Origin of the sequence: Micromonospora sp. KLBMP9576 (genome assembly GCF_050941805.1) — a bacterium.
In the GTDB taxonomy this organism is placed as follows: Bacteria; Actinomycetota; Actinomycetes; order Mycobacteriales; family Micromonosporaceae; genus Micromonospora.
The window spans coordinates 2,865,789-2,880,303 of record NZ_CP194567.1 but is presented as its reverse complement, the minus strand read 5'-3'; the positions used below and the strand labels follow the sequence as shown (position 1 = coordinate 2,880,303).

General features: G+C 70.1%; 9 protein-coding genes and 1 CRISPR repeat array. Of the genes, 5 read left to right on the top strand and 4 right to left on the bottom strand.

Annotated elements, in window-relative coordinates; translation table 11 throughout:
- Positions 1 to 17: 17 nt before the first annotated feature.
- Complete coding sequence (casA, locus tag ACQ452_RS12830) at positions 18 to 1,586, bottom strand: type I-E CRISPR-associated protein Cse1/CasA (RefSeq protein WP_433393424.1); 1,569 nt, start codon at positions 1,584 to 1,586, stop codon at positions 18 to 20.
- Between the two features lie 106 nt (positions 1,587 to 1,692).
- The gene (cas3, locus tag ACQ452_RS12825) at positions 1,693 to 4,458 is read right to left on the bottom strand and encodes a CRISPR-associated helicase Cas3' (protein WP_433393422.1); all 2,766 of its coding nucleotides are present in this window, start codon (positions 4,456 to 4,458) and stop codon (positions 1,693 to 1,695) included.
- 434 nt (positions 4,459 to 4,892) lie between these two features.
- A CRISPR array of direct repeats spans positions 4,893 to 6,628; the repeat unit is 28 nt; unit sequence GTCGTCCCCGCACACGCGGGGGTCTTCC.
- Positions 6,629 to 6,877: 249 nt separating this feature from the next.
- Here cas3 and ACQ452_RS12820 point away from each other — a divergent pair.
- Positions 6,878 to 8,443, top strand: a complete 1,566-nt coding sequence (locus ACQ452_RS12820; protein WP_433393420.1) for a hypothetical protein — start codon at positions 6,878 to 6,880, stop codon at positions 8,441 to 8,443.
- Between the two features lie 125 nt (positions 8,444 to 8,568).
- Here ACQ452_RS12820 and ACQ452_RS12815 read toward each other — a convergent pair whose 3' ends face one another.
- Both ACQ452_RS12815 and ACQ452_RS12810 read right to left on the bottom strand, forming a co-directional pair.
- Positions 8,569 to 9,732: an epoxide hydrolase family protein gene (locus ACQ452_RS12815; RefSeq protein WP_433393418.1), complete on the bottom strand. Its 1,164-nt coding sequence runs from the start codon at positions 9,730 to 9,732 to the stop codon at positions 8,569 to 8,571.
- A gap of 114 nt (positions 9,733 to 9,846) precedes the next feature.
- Positions 9,847 to 10,671, bottom strand: coding sequence for an alpha/beta fold hydrolase (locus tag ACQ452_RS12810; protein ID WP_433393416.1), 825 nt, complete (start codon positions 10,669 to 10,671; stop codon positions 9,847 to 9,849).
- A gap of 244 nt (positions 10,672 to 10,915) precedes the next feature.
- Here ACQ452_RS12810 and ACQ452_RS12805 point away from each other — a divergent pair, with 244 nt between their 5' ends.
- Genes ACQ452_RS12805 through ACQ452_RS12790 form a run of 4 tightly spaced genes read left to right on the top strand, consistent with a single transcriptional unit; the run spans position 10,916 to position 14,473 of the window.
- Positions 10,916 to 11,824 carry an ABC transporter ATP-binding protein gene (locus ACQ452_RS12805; RefSeq protein ID WP_433393414.1) on the top strand — a complete coding sequence of 303 codons (909 nt, stop codon included), beginning with the start codon at positions 10,916 to 10,918 and terminating at the stop codon, positions 11,822 to 11,824.
- A gap of 10 nt (positions 11,825 to 11,834) precedes the next feature.
- Positions 11,835 to 12,575, top strand: coding sequence for an ABC transporter permease (locus ACQ452_RS12800; protein WP_433393412.1), 741 nt, complete (start codon positions 11,835 to 11,837; stop codon positions 12,573 to 12,575).
- A 3-nt stretch (positions 12,576 to 12,578) separates the two neighbouring features.
- Positions 12,579 to 13,847: a sensor histidine kinase gene (locus ACQ452_RS12795; protein ID WP_433393410.1), complete on the top strand. Its 1,269-nt coding sequence runs from the start codon at positions 12,579 to 12,581 to the stop codon at positions 13,845 to 13,847.
- Positions 13,844 to 14,473, top strand: a complete 630-nt coding sequence (locus ACQ452_RS12790) for a response regulator (RefSeq protein WP_433393408.1) — start codon at positions 13,844 to 13,846, stop codon at positions 14,471 to 14,473. The genes ACQ452_RS12795 and ACQ452_RS12790 overlap by 4 nt, the downstream gene beginning before the upstream one ends.
- Positions 14,474 to 14,515: the final 42 nt, after the last annotated feature.

Here is a 14,515-nt window from a genome sequence, read left to right as displayed (position 1 = left end):
CTCCGCTCGTCAGGGGATCAGGATTCGAAGCCAAGAATCTTGTCGACCGCGCGGCGATGCCAGATCGCGGCGGTGCTGGCTCGATAGACCTTCTTCTGTTTGTCGTCTTCTCGGCCGACAAACGCCTGCGGTGGCACCGCAGCTAGTGCACGCTCAGCGGCTGCGAGCGCGAGCGACCGAGCTGTGCTCCGCCACGCGTCTTGGGCCTCGCCGTACCGATGTGGTTGCTGTTGCAGACCGGCCAGCAGGCGGCGTACGACGGGATTCAGTTCGTGCATCAGGGCATCCCCCACCCGGAGGCCCTTGTCCCACGGCACCGGACTACCGCCGCTGGCCCGCCGCAGATTGTCGTCGAGTTGGTTGCCCGCCCGACGAAGCTCCTCCGCCTCCCGGACGACGGATTCGACGACCTGTCGCACCTCGGCTTGTCCGAGTGCCGCCACCGGCAGCGGAATCATGTCGATGATGAGGTCCTCGACGACCGCCGACTGATTGCCGTACTCCACGCCAACAGCCAGGATCTGCAGCGGTACGTCGATGTCGAGTTCGGCAAGCTGGATGATCAGATTCGAGCTGGTGTACGCCGCCTTCTCTTCAACGTCGGTGGCCAGGATCGAAGTCAGGCCGCGCCACGCGTCCTGGCCGACCCGGTGTCGCACGGGGAGCACGGGTGGCTGACCGGCGCGGGGCTTGTCGACCTGCCGCCAGGCGGTGTGCGGCTCCACATCCTGCGGCAACGGCTGCAATCGGTCGCCGGCGGTGAGGACGACCCGCCGCACCAGGACCCTTCCGTCGGGGTTCCGCTCGGGTATGAGGCGCACGCGCCGCGACTTCCAGGTCAACAGATCGAGCAGCCCCAGCGCGCTCCTCTGTTGCCAGGCACCGGTCAGGGGGTGAGCCCGACGCCATTGCGGCATGTCCTCCGGCGGCGGCTGTCGGACGATCCGGCTGTTCAAGATCAGGGTCTCCGCGACGTTACGGCCGACAGGCACCGTGACGCCCAGAGCACCGCACGGGCCGAGGGGGTTCCCGGTGGTCTTGCCACCCTTCACCTCCGGGTCGTCAGCCGCCCCCGACTTGATCGCTGCCGTGTCCCAACATTGGGCCGCCAGCATCGCGCGAACCGCCTCGGCCGGAGTCAACGCCGGAGGGGTGGCCTCGGTACGCGCCGTGAACAGGGGCACGTTGTTTCCGGTGGCGATCGAGGCAACCAGCAACGACACTGGCTTGTCCTCGTTCTTCCCCGTCCGCAACCCCGCCGCCTGACCGAACGGGCGGACGCCGAACAGGTCAAACCGATCGCGATAGTGGTTGAGGTAGCCCTTGATCTTCTCGTCCGGGAGGCGGCCCTCACGCCAGCGACGCTTCCACTCGTCTTCGCTTTCCGGGATGCCGCAGGCGTCCCAGTAGACGGGCAGCAGGACCTGCCGCAACGCCGCCACGGTCTCCAACGGGTTCGCGATCGCCAATCCGTCAATCTCGTGCGCACGCGACAGGACGTCGAGGAGGGACAGCAACCGAGGGTGACCGCCCTCGACGACGGGGACCCACGGCTCATCCACCAAGCTGAACGAGAATTTCTCCATCAACACTCCGCAGGATCGTTAAGATTCATGGGATTTCGCACTCTTTGGACGATCATGATTGTCACTATTTACCGCGCCCTAGCAACAAGGCCCTCAACGAGTTCAGTCATGCGGGTTCGTCCAACAGGCCGAGGCACTCGTCGTATGTGAGCCGTCGTCCGCCTAGGACGGCGGTTCCGCACGCGTCAAGCACCAAGGCTGAGGAACGCGACAACCAGGCGTTGCCGTACCAGCCAGGCAATGGGTTAAGGCTCTTTGCCGCCTCGGTGAGCACGGGTCGAGCCGGCAGTCGCACGGTCGAACCGACGACTTCTTCGGCGAGCCCTTCATCGCTGATGTCCCCGTTCGGCCCGAGGTTACGTCCACCGAGGGTGAGGTATCGGCCGCTCGCCTGGCGGACGAGTACCACCTCCGCTGACTCAGGCCCGTCCCGCACCACGGCGGCCAGTTCTTCGTCTCCGGATGCCTCGCCGGTCGCCCGGTTGTGCAACCCAGCCAACGTGGGAGCGCCCAGCTCGCTCTCCCCCGCCAACAGGAACGACTTCGCCGATTCCCGCCTCTCGCTCTCGTCTGCCTGCCAATCGTCGTGAGCGGCGGATGCTGCCTCTCGCCACAGATCAGGAACGATTTCGCCGTCGCCGTATCCCCTCGCCACGAGGTTGGGAACGTCGCCGGGGATGCTCCAGCCGCTGCTGGCGGCAGCCTCTTTCACCAGCGCGGCGGCCCGAAGCAGCGGGTATCGACCGTAGATGTACTCGGCGCCACTGGGGAAGATCGGCGGCCCGGCTACATGGGTCTTGATGCCGGCTACGAACACCTTGGGCAACCGAAAGCGGTCCGGCCGGGTGTGGCGGTGCACCCGACCGAGTCGTTGCAACAGAAGATCAATTGGCGCGATGTCAGTGACGAGCACATCCGCGTCGACGTCGAAGGACTGCTCAGCAAGCTGGGTCGCAACCACGACCAGGCGGAACGGCCGCTCACGACCTGCGGTCGGAGGCCCCAACAGATCGAAGGCCTTGGTGGTACGCGCGGCACGTTCGGCGACCGTTAGACGTGCGTGCAGCAGGATCAAGTCGGCCGCGTCCAACTTCTCGGCAAGCGCATCATAGGTCTGCTGAGCCCGGCCAACCGTGTTTCGGATAACCAGGGCACAACCGCCTTCACGCAGCTCACTGTCGAGCAGGCTCACCACCACGTCCGGAGCGTCCGCTGGAGCTTCTTCCAGTAGTTCGACAGCCACGGGGATGCTCCGACGCCACGACGGCGCCGTCTGGTTGGCAGACGTGACAGCACCATCAGCGACGGTGAGCGCGTGCAGTACGGGATAGTCAGATGTCGCCGATACCGCCGGCACATCGACGACTCGCCGGCTCAGCGCACCCTGCAGGTAGGCCCGCATCAAGCTCTCCCTCTGCTTCGGCGGCAGTGTCGCTGACAGAAGGATGACGGGTACGCCCGCGTCTGCCAGCCAGCGCAGCGCCTCATGGAGGAACTGCGACATGTAGACGTCGTAGGCGTGAATCTCGTCCAGGATCACCACTCGGCCGGCCAAGCCCGCGTGCCGAAGCATAACGTGCTTGGTTCGGGTTGCGGCGTAGAGCAGGTGATCCACAGTCCCGACCGTGATCGGCATCAGCATCCCGCGCTTCGGACCGAGAAACCACTGAGCCGGCGCGTGCTCCGGACGCTCCCAGCGGCTATTGCCGGCGAGGCCGAAGTCGTCAGAACAACCGAGATCGTCGATGCCAGCAAACTGCGTCCCCTGCTGAAGCGCGTTCCAGTGCGCATTGAACATCCGCTTACCGTGCAGCAGCCCCACCGGGAGCCCTCGATCGATCTGATCCGCCCACCGGAGCACCCGCTCGAACATCGGGTCGCTGGTCGCCTGCGTCGGCATCCCCACGAAGACGCCGTCGCAGCCGAACCGCCGCCCCAACACCTCCGCCGCAGCGAGAGCCGCCTCGGTCTTCCCCTCGCCCATTGGCGCTTCGACGATCAGCAGACCGGGCGCAGCCAATTGCTCCGCCAGGTCGACGCAAGCGGCTTGCAGGGGGCGAGAGGGCTTACCGAACCTCACCTCGACCAGATCCGGCATCCGCCGGTACGGCGCCGCATCCCAGCCGCCCCGTAGTTCCAGCTCCGCCCAGGCATCCCGCGCCCGACGTCGGGCGCTTCGCATGGACACCTCAGACAAGCTGAACTCACCCGGGAAGTGGTCACTGCTGGCAATCCAGTCCGCCATGATGACGAACCCGGACAGCGCGAGCTGCACCCCACGACGCGGCACCGCCACGGGTGCCAAACGCGCTATATCGACCTTGAGGGCGTGGGCAACCGCGTACACCAGTGCGACCTGCGCGGACTCCCACGCAGGGCCATCCCCCTGAGCGTTACGAAGCCGTCTCGCCTTCTTATGAATCGCGCCTGACGGGACCAACCCATGATGGCCCGCAATCAGAGGCCATACCCATGCCCGAGCTGACTCGCTCCATCCCGCCTCGCCCAGCACGGAATTTATGATCACCGCGCCGGCACAGGTGTGGTGCCACTTCGCCGACTCCCCATTCAGGCTGCGCCAGCCCAGACCCGCATCCCGAACCGCCGTCGCCAGTGAATCGACCTTGCGCTGAAACGCGGGTGATGCCTTCCCGACGTCGTGCCAGCCGCACAAAAGAGAGAAGAATTCGCGGCCCCTCTTGTCGGTCAGCCTATCCAACTGCCCCTTCAGGCGAGCAGCGAGATACCGGTCCCAGATCAGCTCCGCCACGGCCGCCGTATCCAGCAGATGCTGCAGGAGCAGGGATGGGCGACCCGCAGCAGACGACTTTGCCCACAAGACGGCGAGAGCGACGCTCGGATCGGACGACATGACCCGGGACTTTAGGAAGCACCCCCGACAGGGAAGGCCCCGACAGTCGGTGTTGTCATTTTCCCGACAGAAAGCGCATCAGTAACACGGGGCCCAGCTGCCAACGTGAGTTATTTTCTGAGTGCCACCCGTCCCTCAGGGTGCGGACCGAAGCTGTACGAGTCCAAGGCGGGCTCTTGGCGCCGTCATCCTCATCGCCGCAGCGCGGACACTTCACCTGTGGATAATCGAAGTCTCCGCCGGCGCCCCCATACCCGAGCACGCAACCGCCTGTGGGCCATACTCTCTACACGGCAGGAGGCCGACGCTGGACCAGCGGCAGCGAACAAGGATCGGTAATGCGCACCGCAGGCCGTGACCGATGGCTCCCAGTAGCCCTCGACGGACTAATGCTGACGGCCCTGCCACGCCGATAAAACTCCAGGTCAGCAAGTGTCGTCCCCGCACACGCGGGGGTCTTCCGAGATCGCGTTCATGCAGCGGGTGGTGGACGCGGTCGTCCCCGCACACGCGGGGGTCTTCCGGTGAAGGCGGCCAGCATCGCCACCTACCTCGGGTCGTCCCCGCACACGCGGGGGTCTTCCCGATGTTTTCGGGCCGGTCGGCCCTCCGGCCGTGTCGTCCCCGCACACGCGGGGGTCTTCCCCCCGAGAGGGTCCGCGCGTACCTCAGCGACGGGTCGTCCCCGCACACGCGGGGGTCTTCCCACCGCCGCCGCCTAGGCCAAGGTCAACTCCTTGTCGTCCCCGCACACGCGGGGGTCTTCCCTGATCGCGCGGGCGTACGTGGAGCACGCGGGCGTCGTCCCCGCACACGCGGGGGTCTTCCGCAGGACGCGCCGAAGCCGGCCAAGGCCGAGCCGTCGTCCCCGCACACGCGGGGGTCTTCCGGGTCGTGCGGGGCGCGAACTTCGAGACGAAGAGTCGTCCCCGCACACGCGGGGGTCTTCCGATCCCCGACCTCATGTCCGCCACCGAGACGGCGTCGTCCCCGCACACGCGGGGGTCTTCCCGCCGGTCCCGGGTCCGGGGCGTGGACGGGGCTGTCGTCCCCGCACACGCGGGGGTCTTCCGCCGTCGAGATCGATCACCGCCACGTACGGCCGGTCGTCCCCGCACACGCGGGGGTCTTCCCGTGTTGGCGGACAGCGATTGGCCGGAGTAGTAGTCGTCCCCGCACACGCGGGGGTCTTCCCCTGGTTGGTGCGATCAACGGCCCGGATGATCGGTCGTCCCCGCACACGCGGGGGTCTTCCGCACCATGTCGACGTGTCCGGCCGACGTGGCCCGTCGTCCCCGCACACGCGGGGGTCTTCCGGCCGAGTACGACGCGCTGCGCGCGGACGTGTCGTCGTCCCCGCACACGCGGGGGTCTTCCCAGGGCCGATCGTGGCGCCGAGGTGTAGACGATGTCGTCCCCGCACACGCGGGGGTCTTCCCGCCGAGCGCGACGACGACTCGGAAGAGGTGAAGTCGTCCCCGCACACGCGGGGGTCTTCCGTCCTCCCACTGCGTCTGGGCGCCCAGGTTGCCGTCGTCCCCGCACACGCGGGGGTCTTCCCCGACGAAGGACGTCTTCACGGTCCGGGACCTGGTCGTCCCCGCACACGCGGGGGTCTTCCCCGGCGACGCTGACTCGGTGACGTGGCCAGTGCGTCGTCCCCGCACACGCGGGGGTCTTCCCTGCTCCCCACGGCGGCGGCACAGGTTGGCGGCAGTCGTCCCCGCACACGCGGGGGTCTTCCTCGGTCGCGCTCGTCGAGTCCTCCGGCCTCCCTGTCGTCCCCGCACACGCGGGGGTCTTCCGCACTGTTCTGCCCCTACAGATTGATCTAGGAGGTCGTCCCCGCACACGCGGGGGTCTTCCCCGGGTCGATCACGGGCTGGCCATCCTTGCCGGGTCGTCCCCGCACACGCGGGGTCTTCCGCGAGCTGCTGGAGGCGTTCTCGCTCGGGGAGCGTCGTCCCCGCACACGCGGAGGTCTTCCGGGGCCACGATCGACCCGACCTGCCTGCTGATCGTCGTCCCCGCACACGCCGGGGTATTCCCCTGCGCGGCTGGCTCCAACTCGGCGCCGACCCGTCGTCCCCGCACACGCGGGGGTCTTCCGTCCGAGCCTTCGCCACCGCGCCCGAACCCGATGTCGTCCCCGCACACGCGGGGGGGGGGCTTCCCGCCGCCACGCCGTGCTGTCTGCAACGTCGAGTCATCCCCCGCACACGCGGGAGTCCGGCCGCGGTACGCATGAGCCATCCCAGGTTGAAGGTTCGAGTTAGGCACCAACATGTCCCCCCACAGATGTTGGAAAAGCGGCACCGCCCGTGTCCGCCACCTGACACGCGGTGGCAAGGCGCGTGGTTAGGCTGCCCTGGCGTCCACGAGGGAGCCCGGCTTCGCCGCTACCGGAGGTGTCACCACCATGGACGGTCGAGCGGCACATCCCGTGAGGCGTACCGGCACTCTGCTTCTGGCGGCACTGAGCGCGTTCCTGCTGCTCGGCGTCGACGCGGTGCTCAGGCCGGTCGCGCCGGTCCGGGCCGCCACCGCCGCCGCGACCGTCACCGGCATCCTCGCCGAACGCTCCGGTCGGCCAGCCGCGCGGGTGAGCGTCACCATGGAGCCGAGCGACGGCACCGGGAACCCGAAATACTCGGCCGCCACCGACCGGGCCGGCCGGTGGCGGGTGGTCGGGGCACTGGCCGGGCACTACCGGATCACCTACCACCTGCCCGGTGCCGCCGCGCCGCGCTACTACCCGGGCCGCGTCTCGCACCCTGTGGGGTTCGTCGCCGTTCCGGCGCGGGGCCGGCTCGTCGTCCACGACGTCCTGCCCCGAGCCGGCCGGATTCGGTTCGTGGCGGCCGACGCGGCAACCGGTGTCCGGGTGCGGGACTTCTGCGTGCAGAACCCGCTGGAACTCGGCTTCTACTGCACCGGTCCCTCGGGACCGTTCCCCGACGGGTACGTCGACCTGGAGTTGCCGCCCGGCACGTACCGGTTCACCGGCGCCGCGAAGGACGGCGTGCACGAGGGCGGGATGGTCGACGCGACGGTGGTCGACGGCCGGGTGACCCGGGCGACGCTGCCGGTCCAGCCGCCCGGTGCCGAACTGCGGGTGGTGGTGCGAAACCGGGCGACCGGCGCGCCGGTGCCCAACGCGGCGGTGCGGGCCCTGGCGGTGGACAAGCGGTTCCCTGATGTCTGGGACGTCACGGAGATCGCCGACGAGCACGGGGTGGTGCGGTTCCGGAGCCTCTTCCCGGACCGGTACCACCTCTGGGCGGGCGCTGCCGGACACGGCGCGCAGTGGGTCGGCCCGAACGGTGGCACCGGCGACCGCGCCACGGCGCTGGTGGTCGAGCCGCGCCCCGGGGTCACCACGCTGCCCGACATCCTGCTGGACGGGGCGGGGTCGATCACCGGATCGATCACCGACCGGGTGACCGGCCAGCCGGTGTCGGTGACCGTCGCCCTGACGACCTTCGACCCGTTCTGGTACGAGACCACGCCGCAGGTTCCCGGCGACGGCTCGTACACGTTCAGCGGGCTCGGCCCCTACGAGTGGTCGCTGGCGTTCATCCCCCGGGGCCACGGCGGAGCCGGCAGCGCGTATGCCACCCAGTGGTCCGGTGGGGCGCCGAACAGCATCAAGGCCGCCCGGATCAGGGTCGTCGCCGGCGGCACGACCGTGGCGAACGAGCGGATGAGCGCCGGTACGGCCGTCTCCGGCAAGGCCGACGGCCTACCGAAGTACGAATACGCGGGCCCCCTCTACGCCTACAACGCCGACACCGGCGACATCGTCGCGGTCGACGAGAACGTCGAGGACGGCCGGTACGACATCCGGCTCGTGCCCGGCCAGCGCGTGCGGTTCTGCCTGTCCACGGTCCGCTGCCACCCGGACTTCACCCGGTTGGCCGACGCCACGGCCTTCCGGGTGGGGACGCGCCCGTTCACGGTCGACTTCCCCGGCCGACGCCGCTGACCCGTCCCGGACGCCCGCCTCACGTGCAACGGGTGGTCGAGTCGCCGGGGCGGGTGACCGCCCCGGGCGCTCGCGCACATTGCCCGGACCCGCAAGCCCGGCGGGTGGCCGACCGTCGGTGCCGGTTACGCCCCGCCGCGCAGCGGCCGGAAGAAGTCCCGCAGGTCGTCGGCGAGCAGGTCGGGTTCCTCCAGGGGCAGGAAGTGGCCGCCGCGCGTCGGGCCGCGCCACTGGCGCAGGTCGCGGTAGGTGCGTTCGGCGTACTCGCGGGGGTAGTCGCGGTCCTCGGGGGTGAGCCGGATTCCCGCCGGCACGTCGACGGCCTCCAGGGGTGGGGTCCGGGAGTCGTCGTAGTAGGGCCTGAAGGACGAGCCGATCGTCCCGGTGGCCCAGTAGAGGGTGGCGACGGTGAGCAGCATGTCCTTGCTGAACCGGGATTCCAGGTCCCCGTCGCAGTCGCCCCAGGCCCGGTACTTCTCCACGATCCAGGCCGCCAGGCCGGCGGGCGAGTCGAGCAGGGCGGCGGCGAGGGTGTCCGGTCGGGTGCTCTGGATGGCGGCGTAGCCGTCGTCGCCGTCGTCGCCGTTCGAGCGCGCTGTCAGGTAGGCCTGCTCGGCTGCGGACAGCGGGTGGGCGTCGTCGAGGACGGGGTGCAGGTTGGGGTGGTGGGTGTGGATGCCGAGCACCCGCTGCGGGTGCCGGGCGCCGAGGAAGCCGGTGACGTGGGAGCCGATGTCGCCGCCGTACGCGCCGAACGCGGCGTAGCCCAGGACGTCCGTCATCAGCCGGGCCCACAGGTCGGCGACCACCGGCGGGATCACCGGGCCGTGGGCGGGCAGGTCCGAGAAGACGAAGCCGGGCAGGGACGCGACGACGACGTCGAAGGCGTCGTCCGGGTGGCCGCCGTGGGCGGCGGGGTCGGCCAGCCGCGCCGCCAGCGGCAACATCTCCACGAAGCTGCTGGGCCAGCCGTGGGTGAGTATCAGCGGCAGCGGAGGGCGGTTGCCGTTGGCGGTGGCGGCGCGCAGGTGCACGAAGTGCACGCGGCGGCCGTCCAGGGTGGCGGTGTAGTGCGGCACCGCGTTGAGTTCGCGTTCCCGGGCCCGCCAGTCGAAGTCGGTGCGCCAGTAGGTGACCAGCTCGCGCAGGTAGTCCGGGTCCGTGCCGGCGCCCCACCCGGTCGCGGTGGGGCGGGCGAACCGGGTGCGCGCCAGCCGCTCGGCGAGGTCGGCCAGCAGGTCGTCGGGGACGTCGATGGTGAACGGCACAGCCTGGGGCGGGGACGGCATGGGGGTGGCCTCCGTGACCTGGAACGGATGGGTCGCACGATCCCCAGGTCAGCTCGCCGTGTCGGCTCGCCCGATGGCTGCAAGGGAAGCGCCTCGGATGCTACCTTGCGGCCCTCATCCTGTCGCTCCCCTCCGGGTGCGACCGACGAAGTCGCACATGAGCGACACGGCCGCGGACGCGTGCGTTTCCAGCAGGAAGTGGCCGGCGTCGAGGACGTGGGTCTCCATCCTGGGCAGAGCCCGCATCCAGGACAGGGTCTCTGCGAGGTCGAAGAAGGCGTCGTGCCGCCCCCAGAGCAGCAGGGCCGGCGGCTGCCACCGCGCGAGGTACTCGGCGATGGCGTCGAACCTGTCGACGTGTCGCCCGTAGTCCGCGATGAGCGCCCGCTGGGTGTCCAGCCGGCCGGGCAGGCGCATCACCCGCCAGTCCTCCTCCCAGCTCTCGGCCGGGATCCGCGCGGCCACGTCCGGCGGGACGCCGGCGAGATACTGGTCGCGGATGCCCTCGAAGGTCAGGTGCGCGGTCGCCGCCGCCTCGTTCTCCGGGCTCGGCTGTGACCAGTAGGCCATCGTCTGGGCCCACTGCGGCCCGAGCCCCGTCCGGTGGGCGTTGGCGTTCTGGACGATGAGGCCGAGCACCTTCTCGGGCGCCGCCATGGCGATGTGCAGCCCCACCGGTGCCCCGAAGTCGTGCAGGTAGACGTGACGCGGCCCGATCCCGAGCCGGTCCAACAGCTCGGAGATCGCCGCACCGAAGGCGGCGAACGAGACCGCCGGCAGGACGTCGGATTCGCCGAAGCCGGGCAGGTCGGGCGCGATCACGTACGCGGCCCGCGCCAGCTCGGGTACGACCTGCCGGAACGTGCGCGCGGAGCTGGGGAAGCCGTGCAGGAGCAGCACGGCGGGCCCGGCCGGGTCGCCTGCCGTGATGAAGGACAACTCCGCGCCGGTGGAGAGGAGAAGTCGTTGCCTGCTCGGCGGACGGATGTCGAGGCTCCTCTTCCCGCTCGGCGGATCTCGCGCGACGGCTGCGCAGAGGCAACATAGGCACGTCTTCGGCGTCCGGCCGCCCTGCTGAGCCAAGCATCAACCGATCGGTTGACGGTGGGGCCCACCGGGTTCCGCGCCGATCGTCGCCACGCAGTCGATTCGGCGCGCCCGTGCCGGGCGGCACGCTGCTGTCATGGCAATCATCGAGGTGGACGGCCTCGTCAAGCGCTACGGCGAGCACACCGTGGTGAACGGCGTCAGCTTCGCCGTCGAGCAGGGCGAGATCTTCGGCATCCTGGGCCCGAACGGGGCCGGCAAGACCACGACCGTCGAGTGCGTCGAGGGGCTGCGTACGCCGGACGGCGGCACCGTGCGCGTCTGCGGCATCGACCCGCGGCGCGACTCCGGGGAGCTTCGGCAGGTGCTCGGCGCGCAACTGCAGGCCAGCGAGCTGCCCGACAAGATCAAGGTCGGCGAGGCGATGCGGCTGTACGCCTCCTTCTACCGCGAGCCGGTCGACTGGCGGGAGCTGATCGACAGCCTGGGCCTCACCGGCAGGCTCGACACGCAGTTCCGGCGGCTCTCCGGCGGGCAGAAGCAGCGGCTGTCGATCGCGCTCGCGCTGGTCGGCAACCCGAGGGTGGCGGTGCTCGACGAGCTCACCACCGGCCTGGACCCGCAGGCGCGGCGCGACACGTGGGACCTGATCGAGGGCATCCGCGACCGGGGGGTGACGGTCCTGTTGGTCACGCACTTCATGGCGGAGGCGGAACGGCTCTGCGACCGGCTGGCCGTGATCGACGCCGGCCGCCTCGTCGCGCTCGACTCCCCCGCCGGGCTGGTGGCGCGCGTCGACGACCGGCAGCGGATCCGGTTCCGGCCCTCCGCGCCGTTGGACCACGCCCTGCTGACCGTGTTGCCCGAGGTCACCTCGGTCGAGCGGGCCGGCCGCCAGCTCGTCGTGACCGGCACGGGGAACCTGCTGTTCGCCGTGACCACAGTGCTCGCCCGCAGCCAGGTCGTCGCGGCCGACCTGCGCGTCGAGCAGATCTCGCTGGACGACGCGTTCGTCGCGCTCACCGGCCGCCCCGTCGACGCCTGAGGAGACCATCATGTCCGCCCTGTCCCGGCTCACCGCCACCGAGACCAGACTCTTCCTCCGCGAGCCGATCATCGTCTTCTTCGGGCTCGGGTTTCCGCCGCTCCTGCTGGTCATCTTCGGTGCGATCCCCGCGTTCCGCGAGCCCGACGCGGATCTCGGCGGTCTGCGGACCATCGACCTCTACGTGCCCATCCTGGTCGCGCTGGCCGTCGCCATGTTCGCCCTCAACAGCCTGTCCCAGCTTCTCGCCACCTACCGGGAGAAGGGCGTGCTGCGTCGCATGCGGACCACCCCGGTCAGGCCGGCGGCCATGCTCGGCGCACAGTTGCTGATGTCCACGCTCATGTCGGTGGTGACGATGCTGGTGCTGCTCGCCGTCGGCCGGTTGGCGTTCGACGTGCGCCTGCCCCGGCAGGTGCCGGCGTACCTGACGAGTTACGTGCTGGTGGCGCTGGCGATGTTGGCACTCGGTCTGCTCGTCGCCGCGCTCGCCCCGACCGGCAAGAGCGCCGGCGCGGTCGGGACCGTGCTGTTCTTCCCGGTCGTGTTCTTCGCCGGCCTGTGGATCCCGCGCGACAGCATGCCCGGCGTGCTGCGGACGATCAGCGACTTCACCCCGCTCGGCGCGGGCGTGCAATCATTGCAGGACGCCACGGCCGGTCACTGGCCGCAGTTGCTGCACGTGGCCGTCATGCTGGGCTGGACGATCGTGGCCGGTGGGCTGGCCGCGCGATACTTCCGCTGGGAGTAGGTCGTGAGCATCGAGGCCGAGCTGCGTGCGGAGTTCGACCGCTGGGAACGCAACGAGACGGTGTTCTTCAACGTCCTGCCATACTTCCTCCTGTCGGTCTGCACCCTCATCACGCTGCTGCTGCCGCTGTGGGACGTGCCGCTGAACCTCCCGGTGGTGCTCGGGCTCACGCTCGTGATCGCGCTCTGGGTGGCCTGGTTCCACGCGCGCCCGCGGTGGCACCGCAGTGGTCCGCTGATGGGCCTCTACTACGCGGGGTTGATCGTGTTGGGGGCGAGCGTGGTGGCGCTCGCCCCCTGGTACGGCATCTTCACCTTCGTCGGCTACGTCCACGCGTTTCTGTTCCTGAAGGGCCGCTGGCGCTACGTCGGGGTCGCCGCCACGGCGATGATCCAGGCCGCGTCCTCCACGGGCGGCATGGCCGGCGCCGAAGTCGACGAGTGGTTGGTCCTCTCCCTGGTCATCATCGTCCTGGCCGGGTCGTTCTTCCGCTTCGCCGAGCTGGACGACCGGCGTAACCACCGGCAGAAGCAGGCGCTCGCCGAGTTGCACGAGGCCAACGTCAAGCTGGAGGCGGCGCTCGCGGAGAACGCCGGCCTGCACGCCCAACTGCTGGTGCAGGCGCGCGAGGCTGGGGTGCTCGACGAGCGGCAGCGGATGGCGCGGGAGATTCACGACACGCTGGCCCAGGGCCTCGCCGGCATCCTCACCCAGCTCCAGGCCGCCGAGCAGACGGCCGACAGGCCCCGGACGTGGGGCCGGCACGTGACGAACGCGATGAACCTGGCCCGCGACAGCCTCACCGAGGCCCGCCGGACGGTTCACGCGGTGCAGCCGGAGGTGCTCGCCGACGCCCGGCTGCCGGACGCGATCAGCGACGTGACGCGGCGGTGGTCGCAGGTGCACCACATCGACGCGTCGCTGACCACCACCGGCGACCCCCGCCCGATGCACGCCGATGTCGAGGTGACGCTGCTGCGGGCCGCGCAGGAGGCGCTCACCAACGTGGCCAAGCACGCGCACGCCAGCCGGGTCGGCCTGACCCTGTCGTACATGGAGGACCTGGTGACGTTGGACGTACGCGACGACGGGGTGGGTTTCGAGCCGGCTGTCAGGCGGGCCAGCGGTGCCACGGACGGGGGGTTCGGGCTCGCCGGCATGCGGCAGCGGGTGCAGCGCCTCGCGGGGCGGTTGGAGATCGAGTCGGAACCTGGTGGCGGCACGGCGATCTCGGCGACCGTGCCGGCCATCCCCGCGGGGGCCGGGCTGTGATCTCGCTGCTGATCGTCGACGACCATCCCGTGGTGCGCAACGGGCTGCGGGGCATGTTCAGTGCCGATGCGCGCTTCGAGGTGCTCGGCGAGGCGGGTGACGGCGCGGAGGCCGTCGCCGCCGGGGAGGCGCTCCGACCCGACGTGATCCTGATGGATTTGCGGATGCCGAGGGTCGACGGTGTCACCGCCATCAGGGAGCTGGCGAAACGCGGGGTGCCGGCCCGCGTGCTGGTGCTGACGACCTACGACACCGACAGCGACGTGTTGCCCGCCATCGAGGCCGGTGCCACCGGCTACCTGCTGAAGGACGCGCCGAGTCAGGAGCTGTTCCGCGCGGTGGAGGCCGCCGCGCAGGGGCAGGCGGCGCTCTCCCCCGCCGTCGCGACCCGGCTCATGCGTCAGATGCGGCAGCCGGCCTCGGAGCCGCTGTCGCAGCGGGAGCTGGAGGTCCTGGAGCTGATCGCCCGCGGCGCGACGAACCGCGAGGCGGCGAAGCAGCTCTTCATCAGCGAGGCGACGGTCAAGACGCACCTGCTGCACGCGTACGCGAAGCTCGGGGTCAACGACCGGGCGGCGGCCGTGGCCACGGCCTTCTCGCGGGGCTACCTGACACCTCGGGAGTGACCCCGGGGCCGGCTGCCGGTGTCGACGGCCGTCAGGTGGTCG